This is a genomic window from Sporosarcina sp. P34, assembly GCF_002743375.1.
Taxonomy (GTDB): Bacteria; Bacillota; Bacilli; order Bacillales_A; family Planococcaceae; genus Sporosarcina.
The window spans coordinates 479,576-495,717 of the sequence record NZ_PDZC01000001.1 but is presented as its reverse complement, the minus strand read 5'-3'; the positions used below and the strand labels follow the sequence as shown (position 1 = coordinate 495,717).

Genomic DNA, 16,142 nt, shown 5'->3' with positions numbered 1-16,142 from the left:
CAATCCCCACCCCTACACTTTCGCCAACTACTCCTATAAATGGCTTAGTTAATTCCAGACAATAAAATAAACCGAAAATCCATGGAAGGATTTTCGGTTTATAAGAAATTACATTAGTAGGTAATATCAAAATTCAATGTAGGCAGAGATTAGAACTTGCGCTTACGTGCAGCTTCTGATTTCTTTTTACGTTTTACACTTGGCTTATCATAGAATTCACGCTTTCTACTCTCTTGTATTGTACCACTCTTGGATACAGTACGTTTGAAGCGGCGAAGAGCGTCTTCAAGTGATTCATTTTTGCGAACGACTGTCTTAGTCATATCTCTTGTCCCTCCCTCCAAACACACACTTCGAAACATAGCACTTTGCTATGTACTATAAAATTATATCGTATATTTTCTGATTGGTCAATAAAAACTATTAGAATATCATGAGAAGTTTTACGAATTACTCTATTGCAGTGATCAATAATCGGCTGATGATGATAGGCCTTCCATGATGGAAACACCCGAACTCGCACCAATGCGTGTTGCACCCGACTCCATCATACGATCTACGTCTTCTACACTGCGCACACCGCCACTCGCCTTGACTCCAATTGACGGTCCTACTACAGCACGCATCAGCTTCACGTCTTCTGAAGTTGCACCGCCAGTAGAGAACCCAGTCGATGTTTTAACGAAGTCTGCTCCTGCGAGCACTGCCAGTTCACATGCTGTACGTTTTTGGATATCGTCCAGCAAAGATGTTTCAATTATCACTTTTACTAAAGCCTGACCTTTTGCCGCTTCTACAACAGCTGCAATGTCATTTTGTACTTGTTCAAGCAATCCACTTTGTAATGCACCAATATTGATGACCATATCTACTTCCGTGGCCCCGTTAGCAATCGCATCTTTTGTCTCGAACGCTTTCACTTCAGATGTGCTTGCACCTAAAGGGAAGCCAATCACAGTGCATACTTTTACTTCCGTGTTTTGAAGAGCTTCTGCAGCTGTTTTGACCCAAGTCGGATTAACACATACCGAAGCGAAAGTATATTTCTTAGCCTCTTCACACAATTCCAGTACTTGCTGTTTTGTTGCTTCTGCCTTTAACAGCGTATGATCGATATAAGCGGCATAGTTTGTAGTCAATAAAAGCGCTCCTTTTTTACGTACCGTTTTTTTCAGTATAACAAAGCTTACATTTTGTTGCACGAAAAAGACCACCCATTACAGGTGGTCCATATTAAGCCATGATTTTTTCTTCTGTAAGTACACGAACAGGTTGACCTTCACTGTAAGGATAGCCCGCTTTTGTAATTTTCACTTTTACAATTTGTCCGATCATCGTTTCATCTGCCGGCAAGACTACTTTCAAATAATTATCTGTATAGCCTACATAGAGATTTTGATCCGCGTCGTCTTTAAAGCTTTCTTCCGGAATAACTTCGAGTACTTCACCTTCAAAACGAGCAGCGTAATTTTTTGCTAATTGATCGTTCAATGTTAATAAACGGTGGACGCGTTCGTTTTTCACATTTTCGTCGACTTGATCTTCCATTCGAGCAGCAGGTGTGCCAGTTCTCTTCGAATAAGGGAACACATGGAGTTCAGAAAACTTATGGTCACGAATAAAGTTATAGGTTTCCATAAATTCCTCTTCCGTTTCACCCGGGAAACCTACGATGACGTCAGATGTAATAGCGAGATCCGGCAACGCTTCATTCAGACGCTGTAGACGATCAGAGAAAAATTCCATTGTGTATTTACGGCGCATACGTTTGAGTACAGTATCTGAACCTGACTGAATAGGAATATGCAAGTGGCGTACAACAATATCAGAATCGCGTAATACGTCGATTACTTCATCTGTTAATTGGCTCGCTTCGATTGAACTAATACGTAAACGTTTCAATCCTTTTACTTGCTGTTCCAAGTCACGTAACAGACGAGCTAAGTTATAGCCTTTTAGATCTTCACCGTAACCACCTGTATGAATACCTGTTAGGACAATTTCAAGATAGCCTGCGTCGACAAGTTGCTGTGCTTGATGGATCACTTCTTCAGGATCACGTGAGCGCATTAATCCTCTAGCCCACGGAATGATACAGAATGTACAGAAGTTATTACAACCTTCTTGTATTTTTAACGAAGCACGTGTGCGATCAGTGAATGACGGTACGTCGAGTTCTTCGTAGACACGGTTTTTCATAATGTTGCGCACCGCATTAATCGGTTGGCGCTCTTCACGGAATTGGTCAATCAGCCCAAGTAGTTTTGAACGATCTTGTGTACCTACCACAATATCCACACCTGGAATCGCCATAATTTCTGCTGGTGATGTTTGCGCATAACAACCCGTTACACAGATTACTGCGTCTGGATTTTTACGAATAGCACGTCGGATCACTTGTCGGCTCTTTTTATCACCGGTATTCGTAACGGTACATGTATTAATAACATAGACATCAGAATTCTGATCAAACTCTGCTCTTTCATAGTCTGCTTCTTGGAACAGTTGCCAAATAGCTTCTGTTTCATAATGATTCACTTTACAACCTAGCGTATGAAAAGCTACGGTTTTCGTAAGCTCATTGTTACTCATATTTATTTTTCATCCTTTCATTACACTCAATAAAAAACACGACTTAAACTATAATATCACAATCGTGCATAAGGGGCATAATGCAACCTTACTAGAAAGAAAAAACGGTCTGCAAACTTCAAAAAATTCCTGCTTGTTAGTCGATACGAAAAGGAATGTTTTTAACAAGCCCAAATTAATACATAAAAATTGATTCATTGACTAATACATCGCCCTTTTTCAACAAATCAAAAAAACAGGGAGCATGTTAACGTGCGCTTCCTGCTTTGTCTTTTAAAAGGACCTTTCTTCTTTAAACTGCAATAACTAACGAACAATCTATTTTGGGTGCAATACTATTTTAGCTTAAAAGCATATCCAATGGAGTATCTGTTTTTTAAAATGATGAGGATAGACGTTGAAAACTATGATCTTGAATAGAAAAAGATTGTCCAGGTAGTGTTGCGCACAGACTACTACTCTAAAAAAGACTGACCTGCCATCGAATAAATAATGAATCAACTTATTTCGGGCCGCTGCATGGACGCTTTTTCCTTTGAATTCGAAGCGCGCGTAGCAACCAACAACGTCACCACGTTCTAACGCTATCCTTTAGAACATGGTGACGTTAATCATGTCAACTGGTACACTTTCACCGGTCTTCCCCTTGAATAATGGGATTCTTCCCCGACGCATACAGCTAAATCTACTTTACACAAATCGGAAACAATCCGCTGGGCATTACGCTCACTCATGTTCAAGTGGGTCGCCAAATCCTTCGTTGTGAAATGGGCCCAATCCATTTTCCGAATGAGCGACTCAATTCGTTTAAATGTCTTAACACTGATTTTTCCTTCTTGTAGTTTCTTCACGAATTCATTATCGTCCGTACGGTAGGAATAAAAGAGTTCTTCATCCTTCCCCACTGCATCAATCATCGTGCCATCTTCTTGAATAATGACAATTTCTTGCTTCCCTTTATCCTTCGACTCCCGAATGGCACGTTTTGCATTTACCTCAGCTGTAAAGACAGTTTGGCCAAAACCAATTCCGACTGCAACAGTCGAGTCCGCTTCAAGCGAGAGATAATTCACTTTTTCCTTCAGTGTTCCGATTTCCCGCTCCACTGCTCCTCTTGTACTAAAGATCATATACCGTCCATTTCCTTGTTCAATTAGCAAGCCATTCAACGTTTCACACAGTTGGATAAGTGTTTTCTTTAAATGCAGCTCCAAATATTCCAGTTGGTAGGATTCCTTCATTTTTTCCTTTATCGCATCATACTTCACGATTTCAATCATTTTGACACTAGTTTGTGTGTCTTTGTAGTATGATGTTTTAATCTTTTCGAAGAACATCCGGATGGTCTGATAGATTTCATTGCGTGAAGGTGATAGCCAATATGACGGTACACCTGCTTCCCGCAAGGATTCATAGACAGTCGGATAGCATGTTAACGCCACTTCAATTTCATTCTTTTTCCACAACCCGTAATGAAAATCAAACAATTCTTCCGCCTTAATCTCCACATCGAATTGTTTAATAAATGCCTTCCCCAGCTCTTTTTCCAACTGGGTAAATTCTTCATCAAAATGATATGACGAAACCATATCTACGCTAATCCGTTCTGGAATTTTACCAATCTCATTGGAAAGCTTCAAGATTCCCTTATAAATACTCAATTCGCTTGAATCGATAAACACAAATGTTTCGTTCGTCCCCGTCGCATTGACTGCAATTTGATACGGGATATAGCCTGAAAACAACCAAAAGTCCACCGGTATGTCCGGATTCAGTACGAAGTCTTTTACTTCGTTCGTTTTCGAATAAATATACGGAACGAACTCTAATTCCTCCTCAATCTCTCTTGCCAACGTTAGAATTCTGTCGACCGATTGATTCGGACCAACAACCGCTACTTTGTACATACAATTACCTACTTTCTCAACGCCAATACGCCCATTCTATCGGTAAGCTTCAAATGAAGGAAATTTTTCGTAATTTCAGCCGAAATAAAATAACAAAAAGTCTCGAAAGTGTGTCCACTTGAGACTTTTGTCAATAATTTATTTTACTGATTTAGGAATTAAAGAATTATAAGATTTACCGTCCAAGCGGTCTGCCAACTCGTTCTTCGCTTGTTCAATGATTGTCGGGTTTTCCATAACTTGCAGCGCGGTGGATGCGATTATTTTCGCCGCCTGTAGCATTCCTTTATGCGCAATCGGCGTCGCTCCTTGCGACACGACCTGCCATGTATGGAGCGGAGTGCCCAAAGCAAAACAAGTTGTGAGACATTGCATCGTTGGCACGACCCAGCTGACATCCCCTACGTCCGTTGAGCCTGATAAAGTGGCTTCCGTAGAGGAATGGGGCGGAATCAGATCGGCAATAACCTTTTCCTTCAGCTTTTTCACTGTTTCCCGGTCTCGTCCTGCATAGGCATTGTTCAGATCTTCTGCTGACAACGTATTCCGGATCTCCTTCGCAAATTCCATATCCGTTTCATCATAGGAAGGAACCCCGACATTCACTAAGTTTTCATACATTACATCAGCAAGGACAGAATTAGGAATCAGATTGGACGCAGTTCCTACAAATTCAACGTCAAACGTCGTCCCCGTCATCAATGCAGCGCCGCGTGCAATGTCATGAACCCTTTCGTAAAGCGATTCCACTTCATCCTTTTCCGATGCCCGGATCAAATAGACGACTTCGGCATTCGCCTGCACCACGTTCGGCGAAGTGCCACCTGTATCCGTAACCGCATAATGAATTCTTGCGTCCGGCACCATATGCTCCCGTAAATAATTGACACCGACATTCATTAACTCCACTGCATCGAGCGCACTTCTACCTAAATGAGGCGTTGCTGCTGCGTGAGCGCTCTTCCCTTTGAACTTGAAGCGCGCAGAGTAATTGGCAAGTGTCTTCATATTCATGAGTCCTGGTACATCCCAAGGGTGCCAAGATAACGCGACATCTACATCGTCAAACAGACCAGCCCGCGACATGAAGGCTTTACCAGATCCATTTTCTTCTGCAGGGCAACCATAATAACGGACCGTCCCTTGCAAACCGTTCTGTTCCATATACTCTTTAACAGCGACAGCAGCTGCAAAGGCGCCTGTCCCAAGAAGATTATGGCCGCAGCCATGCCCATTTCCGTCCTCAACGACCGGATCATGATGGGAAAGTCCTTTTTTCTGACTGAGACCTGGCAAAGCGTCAAATTCACCTAAAATCGCGACGACCGGCTTCCCCGTTCCAAAACTCCCGACAAAAGCGGTGCTAAGACCCGCGACTCCCTGCTCGACTTGAAACCCTTCTTCTTCTAACGCCCCAATTAAGTAGGCGGATGATTGATGTTCTTCGAAATACAATTCGGGTACTTCCCAAATTTTATCGCTTAACGCAATGAACTTATCCCTTTTTTGTTCAATTAAATCTGAAATCGTTTTCATTGGTTCCATCATTTTCCTCTCCTTATCTACAAGAATGGCTGTTAGCGTTTATGCGTCAGCTTGAACTAGCTCGCCCTTCCGAAAATTCAACGTTAAAAGTGAAATCATACAGATGATGGCGAAAATGATCAGCATCCAAAAAGCCGCATTATACGAACCGTTAAATGTCTGCACAATAAACCCGATAGCAAGCGGGGTAATAAAACCGGCTAGCTGACCTCCTGTATTCGCAATACCCATGCTTGTCCCCGTCACGGAGGATGGAAGCCTTTTCAAAATAATTGCCGGCAACAGAAGCATAACAAAGGAAATAAAGATAATCACAATCGTCTGATATGCAACGAACATTGTCACACTTGGCGCATTGTACATGAGATATAGGAGGATACCGACAACAATACAAGAAATTGCGCCAACCACTTTTTCCTTGCCAAGCGGAAGTCTGTCGATGACATATCCAGCTAAAAACATCGCAAAAATCATCGCGAAACCTGGAATTGTTTGCGCCCATCCAAGTGAAATTAAGTCAAGTCCTCTGACATTCACGAGGTACGTCGGCAACCATGTCGCCAAGCCCCAGTTAATGGCGTAAATGCTGTAATAGGCGATAAACAGATTCAACATGAGTGGCGTCTTTATTATTTGCTTGAAAATTCCTGCCTGGGAATTCCCTACCGGTTTCGTCTCCTCATCATTAAGATCAGCAGGCGGTTTGATGAAGATCCAGAAGAGGATCGTGATGAGAATTCCAATACCACCGAGGATCAAGAACGATATACGCCAACCTATCGTCGTCAGCATATAGGCGGAAAGAAGCGGTACGATCAGCGCCACAATTCCTCCCGATGACAGCATGATCGACATAGCCCAAGCTCTTTTGTCGATGGGAAACGTTTGTGATATCAATTTCGAGCTTGATGGCTGAAATCCACCTTCCCCAATTCCGAATAAGAAACGGATGATCATCATCGAAGTCAATGACCAAACTGCCCCAGTCAAAGCCGTAAAGATCGACCACATTAGAACGGAGACAATAAGGACCCTTCTTGACCCCAATCTATCAGCCAACCAGCCGCCGGGAATTTGCATGAGCGCATACCCTGCAAAAAAACTACTAAGAATCAATCCCGTACTGGTAGGATTTAATTGTAAATCCTCTGTTATGGACAGTACTGCATAGTTAATAAAATACCGATCGAAATTCCCAATCGCCCATCCAATGAAAAGTAATAACAAAATTATATTCCTCTGTTTCACAGAAACCATAGAGAAACCTCCTTTTTCAGAACTTCCTGTTTCATTTTACGTATATTTAACGAAATATACGTTATATCAATTACTATAAATGAGATTTAAAAGCGACGCAATACTTTTTTATTCTCTGTATTTGAAAAGTTTACTTCTTTCCTTTTATATGAATCCATTTCATATCTCCGAGCTCTTACGGCTCTAAGTGTAAATCAACAATAAAATAGAGCACCGCTCCAAATCTTGTATAATGGGAGTTACGACACACACATTAACAGACTGGAGAAATGCTCAATGACTAGTACACGACAAGAAAGCCTGATTGACATACAGGTTTTATTTGACTTGGAACCTATCCAACGATTTAATTTCATTTTATCGGTTATCGATTTCCATCCTATCCTAGATGTGGTAATGAACAACCCCGTTTTGGTACTAAACAATCACTGAATTACTCAGCCATGATTTATTCATTGATTATCCGTATGTGTTTAGAAGGTTTGTATCTATTCAGTGAGGATGCAATCAGTCAGAAGAATGATTTTTTCGGAAAACGTGATATTCAAGTGCGTTTGGAGGAAATCGAGATAGATATCAATGCGCTACAACAAACAGGCGAAGTGAAAACAAGCGATGCATTCGTCGATAATATCATTTTCATGGACAAGTGTGTACCATCCATCACTTTTGTTAACGGCATCACGCACACTTTCGCTTACAAGTTACTCACAGATAGTAAGAGCGCTGCACCGGCCAAGATGCAGTGTGGAGAATACAAGGACGCTGTACTTGAGCAGTTAACACAAAATGGACTTACTTCACGTGCTGATTTGCAGAGGACGACCAACATTACGCGCGAGGGCACTTACTCTTTATTGGCCGAATTAATCGAGCGTCAGCTTGGTATAAAAACAGACCAGTCTACTCTAACCCGCTGTGAATAAAGAGAAAAACTCACCTGAAATCGTCATTTCAGATGAGTTTTGCCAAGCAGTTGAAGCCTTGGTGCTATTGAGTTCCTACGCAATCATATATATGTGTACAGTCCCACAGCCCGGTGTATGAAAAGCAACTGAAGACATAAGTTGTTCAGTTCTTTTATTCAAATTCATAAGACATAGCGGACAATACATATAAAGGAGCTGTTTCCGTGCGTAAGATTCTAGGTCCTAACGACACGGGAAGGAAACCTGCATCTTCGAGTAGAGCGGCTTCTTCCCGCTCTAATCCGCCTTCCGGACCAAAAACAACTACTATTGATTGTCCATGATACACGTTTTTCAGACGGTCCGCAATCTTATGCGGCATTTCACTTTTCGCATCTTCTTCATCCGCAAACAATTTTACATTAAAGGAATCTGTATACGTAATCAGTTGCTTGACGCTTTGGACGGATAAAATTTCGGGTACTTGGTTACGATGACTTTGTTCAGCGGCTTCCTTGGCAATTTTTTGTAAACGTTCAATACGTTTATCGCCTTTTTTAGCATCCCATTTGACGATAGACCGACTCGCAGCAAAAGGAATCAATCGACTCATACCGAGTTCAGTACCTTTTTGCGTTATCAAATCCAGTTTATCGCCTTTAGGCAATCCACAAGCAATCGTTACGGATATCGGTAACTCATTATTTTTATCCAGTTGTCTCTGCTGAGAAACGGTAACGATATCTTCAGATATACTGTCGATCACTGCTACCGAAGCTACACCCTCATAAACAGTCAGTATTTCCTGTCCTGGCGTCATGCGCATCACTTTGACGATATGCTTATAATCATCTCCGCCGATCGCTACTTGACGTTGCTCATTAAATGGTTGATTCAGAAAATAACGTTGCATGATTATTCACTGCCCTTACGCGCAATGATCGCTACCCAATCTTCCATGAGAACCGTTTCCAAAATCTCAAAACCTTGCGCCATCAAGTCGTTGCGCACTTCGTCCCGTTTCGCACCGATGATACCGGATGTAATGAATAATCCGCCTGGTTTAACGAGTTGATATGCATCTTGGGAAAACGACATGATCACTTCTGCCAATATATTCGCAATAATCATGTCGGGCGGTTCTTCTATCGAATCGAGAAGATTACCTTTCAAGACGGTAATGCGATCATCTGCATCGTTATACGTCACATTTTCCTGTGCAGCACGTACAGCGACTTCATCCAAGTCTAGCGCGGTAATATGTTTTGCCCCAAGTAAAGCAGCACCGATTGCTAGTACTCCTGAGCCTGTTCCTACATCCACAATCACCTGATCAGGTTTAAGGTATTTTTCCAACGCTTGTAAACAAAGGACTGTCGTAGGGTGTGTACCCGTACCGAATGCCATACCTGGATCCAGTTCGATGATCAACTCATCAGATTCCACTGGTGTATACTCTTCCCATGTAGGAACAATTGTAAAACGCTTCGATATTTTTACCGGATGGAAGTATTGTTTCCACGAGTTAGCCCAATCTTCTTCATCCACTTCTGTAATGCCTATAGTAAAGCGTCCAGGATTTAATGAAAACTGACGGAGACTTTCAATTTCCAATTCAAGATTTTCAACTGTTTCATTGATGAAACTAGTGACAGGCAAATAAGCTTTTATAATGACACCCTCGATTGGGAAGTCCTCTCTATCTAATGCATATATTTCACCGTATTGGTCTACTCGTTCTTTTCCAGGTTCTTCGGAATCTTCAATTACGACTCCGCTCGCGCCAGCTTCATGCAAGATGTTCGCTACTGCCTCAGTTGCTTCATGTGTCGTGTGCACGGAAACTTCAGACCATTTCACAGTCAGTCAATCCTTTCATTCACCTTTAAAAGTGCGTTTGATTTTATCGAAGAATGAGCTGGAATACTCATCAGGTGATTCCCCTTCAATTGATGCAAACTCACGCAATAATTCCTTTTGTCGCTCTGTCATCTTTTTCGGAGTCAACACTTTGACGATCACATGTTGGTCGCCTGTTCCATGACCGTGTACGTTTGGAACTCCTTTGCCACGAAGGCGGAAAGTTGTGCCGTTTTGTGTACCAGCTGGAATCTTTAACTTCACTTTTCCATGCACTGTTTGCACTTCGAGTTCGTCTCCTAATGATGCTTGTGGGAACGTCAAGTTCAATTCCAATATAATATCATCTTCTTCACGAATGAAACGTTTATGTGGACGGACATTAAAGACGATGTACAAGTCTCCAGGAGGTCCTCCATTTATTCCTGCTTCACCTTGTCCACCTACCCGTAGACGTTGTCCTTGGTCTACTCCAGCCGGAATCGTTATTTTGATGACTTTGTTTTTCGTTACGCGACCTTTACCACGACAAACTTCACATTTTTCAGGAATAATTTTTCCTGTGCCCTGACATGTAGGGCATGTTCTGCGGTTCACAACTTGACCAAATGGTGTGTTTTGAGCGAATGAAACCTCGCCTGAACCATTACATTCCGTACATGTTTTAACGCTTGTGCCTTTTTTAGCACCCGTGCCATCACATGTATCACATTCTTCCTCGCGAGGAATATCAATTTCTGTTTCTTTACCGAAAATGGCATCCATAAAGTCGACTGTCATTGTATATTGCAAGTCATTACCTTTTTGTGGAGCATTTGGATCTCTTCTTCTTGCACTTCCGCCGAAGAACGTGCTGAAAATATCCTCAAAGCCAAAGCCATCTGCCCCTCCACCGCCAAATCCACCGAAGCCTGCACCTGGCCCATTGTGACCATATTGATCATACTCGGCTCTTTTGTTCTCATCGCTCAACACTTCAAATGCTTCTGTTACTTCTTTAAATTTCACTTCCGCATCCGCTTCTTTGTTCAAGTCTGGATGGTACTTTTTAGAAAGTGTACGGTATGCTTTGCGGATCTCTTCCTTCGTAGCGGATTTAGAAACGCCCAGCACCTCATAGTAATCTCGTTTACTCATCATTGCACCCCTCATCGCATTTTACCTGTTGTTCATTGTAACACGTTAATATCGAATTTTGTTAAGTTAACAAACGAAAAAGTCAAAGCCGGAATTTCGGACTTTGACTTTTCCGTCAATAGCTATTTTAATTTACTTATTTTTTGTCTTTGTCGTCTTCTACTTCTTCGAAATCTGCGTCCACTACACTGTCATCTTCTTGACCAGGTTGTGCATCGCCTTGAGCCGCTTGCGCTTCTGCAGCAGCTTGCTCATATAGTTTTACAGATAAAGCTTGGACTAATTCGTCAAGTTTTTCTTTCTTCGAACGAATTTCCTCAAGATCTCCAGATTCATTGGCAGCCTTCAATTCTTCTAATGCCGCTTCTGCTTCTTTAACTTCTGCTTCATCCACTTTGCCTTCTATATCTTTCAGTGTCTTTTCAGCCATAAATACTAATTGATCTGCTTCGTTGCGAAGTTCTGCTTCTTCTTTACGCTTTTTATCTTCTTCAGCGTGTGCTTCCGCATCTTTCACCATTTGATCAATTTCTTCATCAGATAGGCCTGAACTAGATTGGATCGTGATGTTCTGTTCTTTCTGTGTACCCATATCTTTCGCTTTAACATTAACGATACCGTTTTTGTCGATGTCGAATGTTACTTCGATTTGAGGAACGCCACGTGGTGCTGGTGGAATATCCGTCAATTGGAAACGACCTAATGTTTTATTGTCAGTTGCCATCGGACGCTCACCTTGCAATACATGGATGTCTACTGCTGGCTGGTTGTCAGCTGCTGTAGAGAACACTTGTGACTTGCTCGTAGGGATTGTCGTGTTACGGTCAATTAGTTTTGTGAAAACAGAGCCCATGGTTTCAATACCTAATGAAAGAGGTGTTACGTCAAGAAGTACAACGTCTTTTACGTCTCCAGCTAAGATTGAACCTTGAACTGCTGCACCCATCGCTACTACTTCGTCCGGGTTTACACCTTTGAACGGCTCTTTGCCCGTTACCTTTTTGATTGCTTCTTGTACTGCTGGAATACGTGTAGAACCACCAACTAAGATGACACGGTCGATGTCCGAAGCTGTTAGATCTGCGTCTTTTAGTGCTTGACGAGTTGGAATCATGGAACGTTCTACAAGGCTTGCTGTTAATTCATCGAATTTAGCGCGAGTCAACGTAACTTCCAAGTGTAGCGGTCCTGCTTCCCCAGCCGTGATGAATGGAAGAGAGATGGAAGTGGATGTAACACCAGACAAATCTTTCTTCGCTTTCTCAGCTGCATCTTTTAGACGTTGCATAGCCATTTTATCTTTTGAAAGATCAATGGAGTTTTCTTTACGGAATTCTTGTACCAAGTAATCCATGATAATATCATCAAAGTCGTCTCCGCCAAGTTTATTGTCACCAGCTGTTGAACGTACTTGGAATACTCCGTCGCCAAGTTCTAGAATGGACACGTCAAATGTACCGCCACCTAGGTCATAGACTAGAATGGTTTGATCTTCATCCGTTTTATCCATACCATAAGCTAATGCTGCTGCTGTTGGCTCGTTGATAATACGCTCTACTTCAAGACCAGCGATTGTACCAGCATCTTTTGTTGCTTGACGTTGTGCATCGTTAAAGTACGCAGGAACTGTAACAACAGCCTTCGTTACTTTTTCGCCCAAGTATTCTTCAGCATAACCCTTCATGTATTGAAGAATCATAGCAGAAACTTCTTGTGGAGAATATTCTTGGCCATCCACTTCTACTTTGTAGTCCGTACCCATATGTCTTTTCACAGACATGATCGTGTTAGGGTTTGTGATGGATTGACGTTTCGCTACTTCCCCTACTTGTCGTTCGCCGTTTTTGAATGCAACTACGGACGGTGATGTTCTATTGCCTTCAGGGTTCGGAATTACTTTCGCTTCTCCGCCTTCATATACTGCTACTACTGAGTTTGTTGTACCTAAATCAATACCGATAATTTTGCTCATGTGTAATTTTCCTCCTAAAATGTGAATGCTGTAATTTTTTATTCGTTTACTTTAACCATGGATGGTCGTAGTACACGTTCTTTCAGTTTATATCCTTTTTGCAGTTCTTCCAAAACAATTCCAGATTCTTTTCCTTCTTCATTGCCTGTCATTACTGCTTGATGGAAGTTTGGATCAAACTCTTGATCAAGCGCTTCGATTTCTTCCAGGCCGTCAGACTTTAAAGCTTCTAGTAATGAACGATAAACCATTTCCATCCCTGTTAAGAGGGCCTTCGTCTCTTCCTCTTTTGCTTCAACAGAAAGTGCACGTTGGAAGTTATCAAGTACAGGCAGTATATTAACCATTACATTTTGCGAACGGTATGTTTGCAACGTTTGATAGTCGAGTGAAGCTCGTCTCTTAACGTTTTCCATATCTGCCATTACGCGTAATTTCTTACCTTCTTCTTCTTCAAGAGCTTTTGTTAACTCGTCTATCTTTTTCTCAAGCTCTTGTTCTAAAGTGAGCTCTTCGACGATTTCTTCTACATCTTGCTGTTCTGTCGCGTTAGTTTGCTCTTGCTCATCTTCGGAAAGATTTTCATCTAGTTGCTCTTCAAACTCTTGATTTTCTTTCACGTGTCTTGCCTCCCGTTTCCGTCTTTTCCGATAGTTAACTGATGAAGCGCGGAAGATAAATCACTGCTTAGTATATCGAGCAATGTAATAACTCTTCCGTAATCCATCCGCTTCGGACCGATAATTGCGATGGAACCTTCCATATTCTCTCCTGCCGAGTACGTGGAAGTAATCACGCTGTAGTCTTCCATTTCAATCACTTTGTTTTCAGAACCAATACGAACTTGGATCCCTTGTTCGTTTTTTTGGAAAAGCCCCATGGCAGGATTACCTTTCTCTATTAGTTCGAAAAATGACTGCATCTTCTGGAAATCGTGAAATTCCGGTTGTTTCCACATATTCAACTTCCCGCCAAAATACAATCGCTCTTCCGGCTCCACTGCCATTGCTTGCTGCAAAGAGCTGAATAGTTGTTCAGCTTGGTGAATATGTTGTTCAAATACATGCTTCGCTTCGAGTTGCAATTTTTGCTGCAACTGCACTAGCGATGTGCCGATTAGGCGTTCATTTAAAATATTTACCGTCTTCTCAATCTCCGAAGCAGTAAGACCAAGTGGCACATCAAAGATCCGATTTTCCACATGTCCATTATCCGTTACGATAATCGCCACTGCTCGTTGTTGATCTAGTGGAACAATAGAGAATTTCTTGACGGCGTGCGTAGAGGTATCAGGTCCAAGTAAGATGGACGTATAATTCGTTAAGTCAGATAGAATGGTTGCGGATTTCCGAATTAATTCTTCTGATTCTCCAACTTTCTCCTGAAACATCGTACGTAACTGCAAGCTGTCTTCCAGGGCCAAAGCTTGTGGTTGCAATAAATGGTCCACAAAGAACCGATAGCCTTTTTCGGAAGGCACTCTTCCAGATGATGTGTGAGTCTTCTCTAAATAACCCATATCCTCCAGATCCGCCATGTCATTCCGAATCGTTGCCGAACTAAATGGCGCTTCCGGCTTTTTCGACAGTTGTCTCGAACCAACCGGTTGGGCAGACTCGATGAAATCTTTCACTGTCAATTGTAGTATGAGCAATTGTCTGTTTGTCAACATGATCATCACTCCTGTTAGCACTCATTAACCTCGAGTGCTAATACTACTCATAATTTATCAAATTCTATTTTATATGTCAACGAATCAAACTCAATCTCCCAATAAAAATTCCTGAAATACAGAATTTCCTTGAAAAACACCCTGTCTAGTTAAGCGAAGCTGGTCTCCATCGATTTCTAAAAGTCCTTGTTGTTGCATTTTTTCTATCGGTTTACTGAATACTTGATGAATCGGGCGCTGGAATTTCTGCTCGAATTCTTGCATCGATACTCCTTCAATGATTCGTAGACCAAGAAACATTTCTTCCTCCATTGATTCGGCAAGAGTTACTTCATGCACTTCTTTACGAGGTAACTTTCCTTCCTCCAATAGATTAATGTAGTGTGTCAACGGTCCGACGTTCGCATAACGTTCTTTTCCTATATAACCGTGGGCGCCTGCACCAATACCTGCATAGTTGGAGTTTTCCCAATAAATCAGGTTATGAAACGAAGGATGTTCAGGTTTAGCAAAATTACTGATTTCATATTGATTGCGACCTGCTGCATGCATGCGATCCATTACCATGGAGAACATCTCTGCTTCCATGTCTTCTCCTGGCAATGGCAACTTCCCTTTGACCATTCGATTATAAAAGACGGTTTTCGGTTCTACGATCAATGAATAGGCGGAGTAATGAGGCAGATCTAGCGCTAATGCACGATCAAGTGTCTCTTCCCATTCTTTCAGTGTTTGAGTCGGTAGGCTGTACATTAAATCAATGCTAATGTTCTCGAAACCGACTTTACGAGCGGCCTGAATCACGTTCTCCACGTCTTCATTCGAATGCGTACGCCCAATTTGTTTCAGTAATCGCTCATTGAAAGTTTGCACACCGATCGACAAGCGATTTACGCCACCTGCCTTCAATATAGAAAGTTGTCCTTCCGATAAATCATCAGGATTTGCTTCTGTTGTGAATTCTTTCAATGCCGTAACGTCGATATACTGTGAAACAATTGTCAGTAACCGATCGAGCTGGGGAACGTTGAGTGCTGTCGGTGTGCCACCGCCTAAAAAAACGGTTTCCACTTCTTGAAATGAAAAGCCGGCTTCTTTCATATAATAAAACTCTTTGCCAATCGATTCGACGTATTGATCGACGGGTTGATTTTTTAGAAATACTTTATTGAAATCGCAATAATGACAAATTTGCTGGCAAAACGGTATATGGATATACACTCCCCGCATGCTGTCACATCCTTTGTTTGAGTATGTAAACAGCAAAAAGAGGGCGCTTTGCCCCCTTTCGC

General features: G+C 42.0%; 15 protein-coding genes. 2 read left to right on the top strand and 13 right to left on the bottom strand.

Translation table 11 applies throughout. The features are described 5' to 3' along the window. Positions 1-149: 149 nt before the first annotated feature. The 6 genes from rpsU to CSV63_RS02465 form a co-directional block, all read right to left on the bottom strand. Positions 150-323 (bottom strand): 30S ribosomal protein S21, encoded by a 174-nt coding sequence (gene rpsU, locus CSV63_RS02490; RefSeq protein WP_029054680.1) that lies wholly within the window; start codon positions 321-323, stop codon positions 150-152. A gap of 144 nt (positions 324-467) precedes the next feature. Beyond that, positions 468-1,139 (bottom strand): deoxyribose-phosphate aldolase, encoded by a 672-nt coding sequence (deoC, locus tag CSV63_RS02485; protein WP_099694639.1) that lies wholly within the window; start codon positions 1,137-1,139, stop codon positions 468-470. 94 nt (positions 1,140-1,233) lie between these two features. Continuing rightward, a complete protein-coding gene (gene mtaB / locus CSV63_RS02480; protein WP_099694393.1) occupies positions 1,234-2,592 on the bottom strand; it encodes a tRNA (N(6)-L-threonylcarbamoyladenosine(37)-C(2))-methylthiotransferase MtaB in 1,359 nt (452 codons plus the stop codon). 611 nt (positions 2,593-3,203) lie between these two features. After that, on the bottom strand, positions 3,204-4,499 hold the full coding sequence (locus CSV63_RS02475) for a hypothetical protein (RefSeq protein ID WP_099626500.1): 1,296 nt from the start codon (positions 4,497-4,499) through the stop codon (positions 3,204-3,206). Between the two features lie 138 nt (positions 4,500-4,637). Then, entirely contained in the window at positions 4,638-6,044 is a 1,407-nt protein-coding gene (locus CSV63_RS02470; RefSeq protein ID WP_099626499.1) for a M20 family metallopeptidase, read from the bottom strand. Between the two features lie 39 nt (positions 6,045-6,083). After that, positions 6,084-7,301 carry an MFS transporter gene (locus tag CSV63_RS02465; protein WP_099694392.1) on the bottom strand — a complete coding sequence of 406 codons (1,218 nt, stop codon included), beginning with the start codon at positions 7,299-7,301 and terminating at the stop codon, positions 6,084-6,086. Positions 7,302-7,577: 276 nt separating this feature from the next. Here CSV63_RS02465 and CSV63_RS16400 point away from each other — a divergent pair, with 276 nt between their 5' ends. Beyond that, on the top strand, positions 7,578-7,733 hold the full coding sequence (locus tag CSV63_RS16400; protein ID WP_158233891.1) for a hypothetical protein: 156 nt from the start codon (positions 7,578-7,580) through the stop codon (positions 7,731-7,733). A gap of 11 nt (positions 7,734-7,744) precedes the next feature. Then, positions 7,745-8,227: a hypothetical protein gene (locus tag CSV63_RS02460; protein ID WP_099694391.1), complete on the top strand. Its 483-nt coding sequence runs from the start codon at positions 7,745-7,747 to the stop codon at positions 8,225-8,227. A gap of 154 nt (positions 8,228-8,381) precedes the next feature. Here the strand turns inward: CSV63_RS02460 and CSV63_RS02455 are convergent, their stop codons facing one another. The 7 genes from CSV63_RS02455 to hemW form a co-directional block, all read right to left on the bottom strand. Then, complete coding sequence (locus CSV63_RS02455; protein ID WP_099694390.1) at positions 8,382-9,122, bottom strand: 16S rRNA (uracil(1498)-N(3))-methyltransferase; 741 nt, start codon at positions 9,120-9,122, stop codon at positions 8,382-8,384. Positions 9,123-9,124: 2 nt separating this feature from the next. Next, positions 9,125-10,069, bottom strand: coding sequence for a 50S ribosomal protein L11 methyltransferase (prmA, locus tag CSV63_RS02450; protein WP_099694389.1), 945 nt, complete (start codon positions 10,067-10,069; stop codon positions 9,125-9,127). A gap of 15 nt (positions 10,070-10,084) precedes the next feature. After that, on the bottom strand, positions 10,085-11,206 hold the full coding sequence (gene dnaJ, locus CSV63_RS02445) for a molecular chaperone DnaJ (RefSeq protein WP_099694388.1): 1,122 nt from the start codon (positions 11,204-11,206) through the stop codon (positions 10,085-10,087). A 136-nt stretch (positions 11,207-11,342) separates the two neighbouring features. Then, complete coding sequence (dnaK, locus tag CSV63_RS02440; RefSeq protein ID WP_099694387.1) at positions 11,343-13,178, bottom strand: molecular chaperone DnaK; 1,836 nt, start codon at positions 13,176-13,178, stop codon at positions 11,343-11,345. Positions 13,179-13,216: 38 nt separating this feature from the next. Then, positions 13,217-13,798 (bottom strand): nucleotide exchange factor GrpE, encoded by a 582-nt coding sequence (gene grpE / locus CSV63_RS02435; protein ID WP_099694386.1) that lies wholly within the window; start codon positions 13,796-13,798, stop codon positions 13,217-13,219. Beyond that, positions 13,795-14,850 (bottom strand): heat-inducible transcriptional repressor HrcA, encoded by a 1,056-nt coding sequence (gene hrcA / locus CSV63_RS02430; protein WP_099694385.1) that lies wholly within the window; start codon positions 14,848-14,850, stop codon positions 13,795-13,797. Before hrcA ends, grpE begins: the two co-directional genes overlap by 4 nt. Positions 14,851-14,940: 90 nt before the next feature. Beyond that, positions 14,941-16,080 (bottom strand): radical SAM family heme chaperone HemW, encoded by a 1,140-nt coding sequence (hemW, locus tag CSV63_RS02425; RefSeq protein WP_099694384.1) that lies wholly within the window; start codon positions 16,078-16,080, stop codon positions 14,941-14,943. Positions 16,081-16,142: the final 62 nt, after the last annotated feature.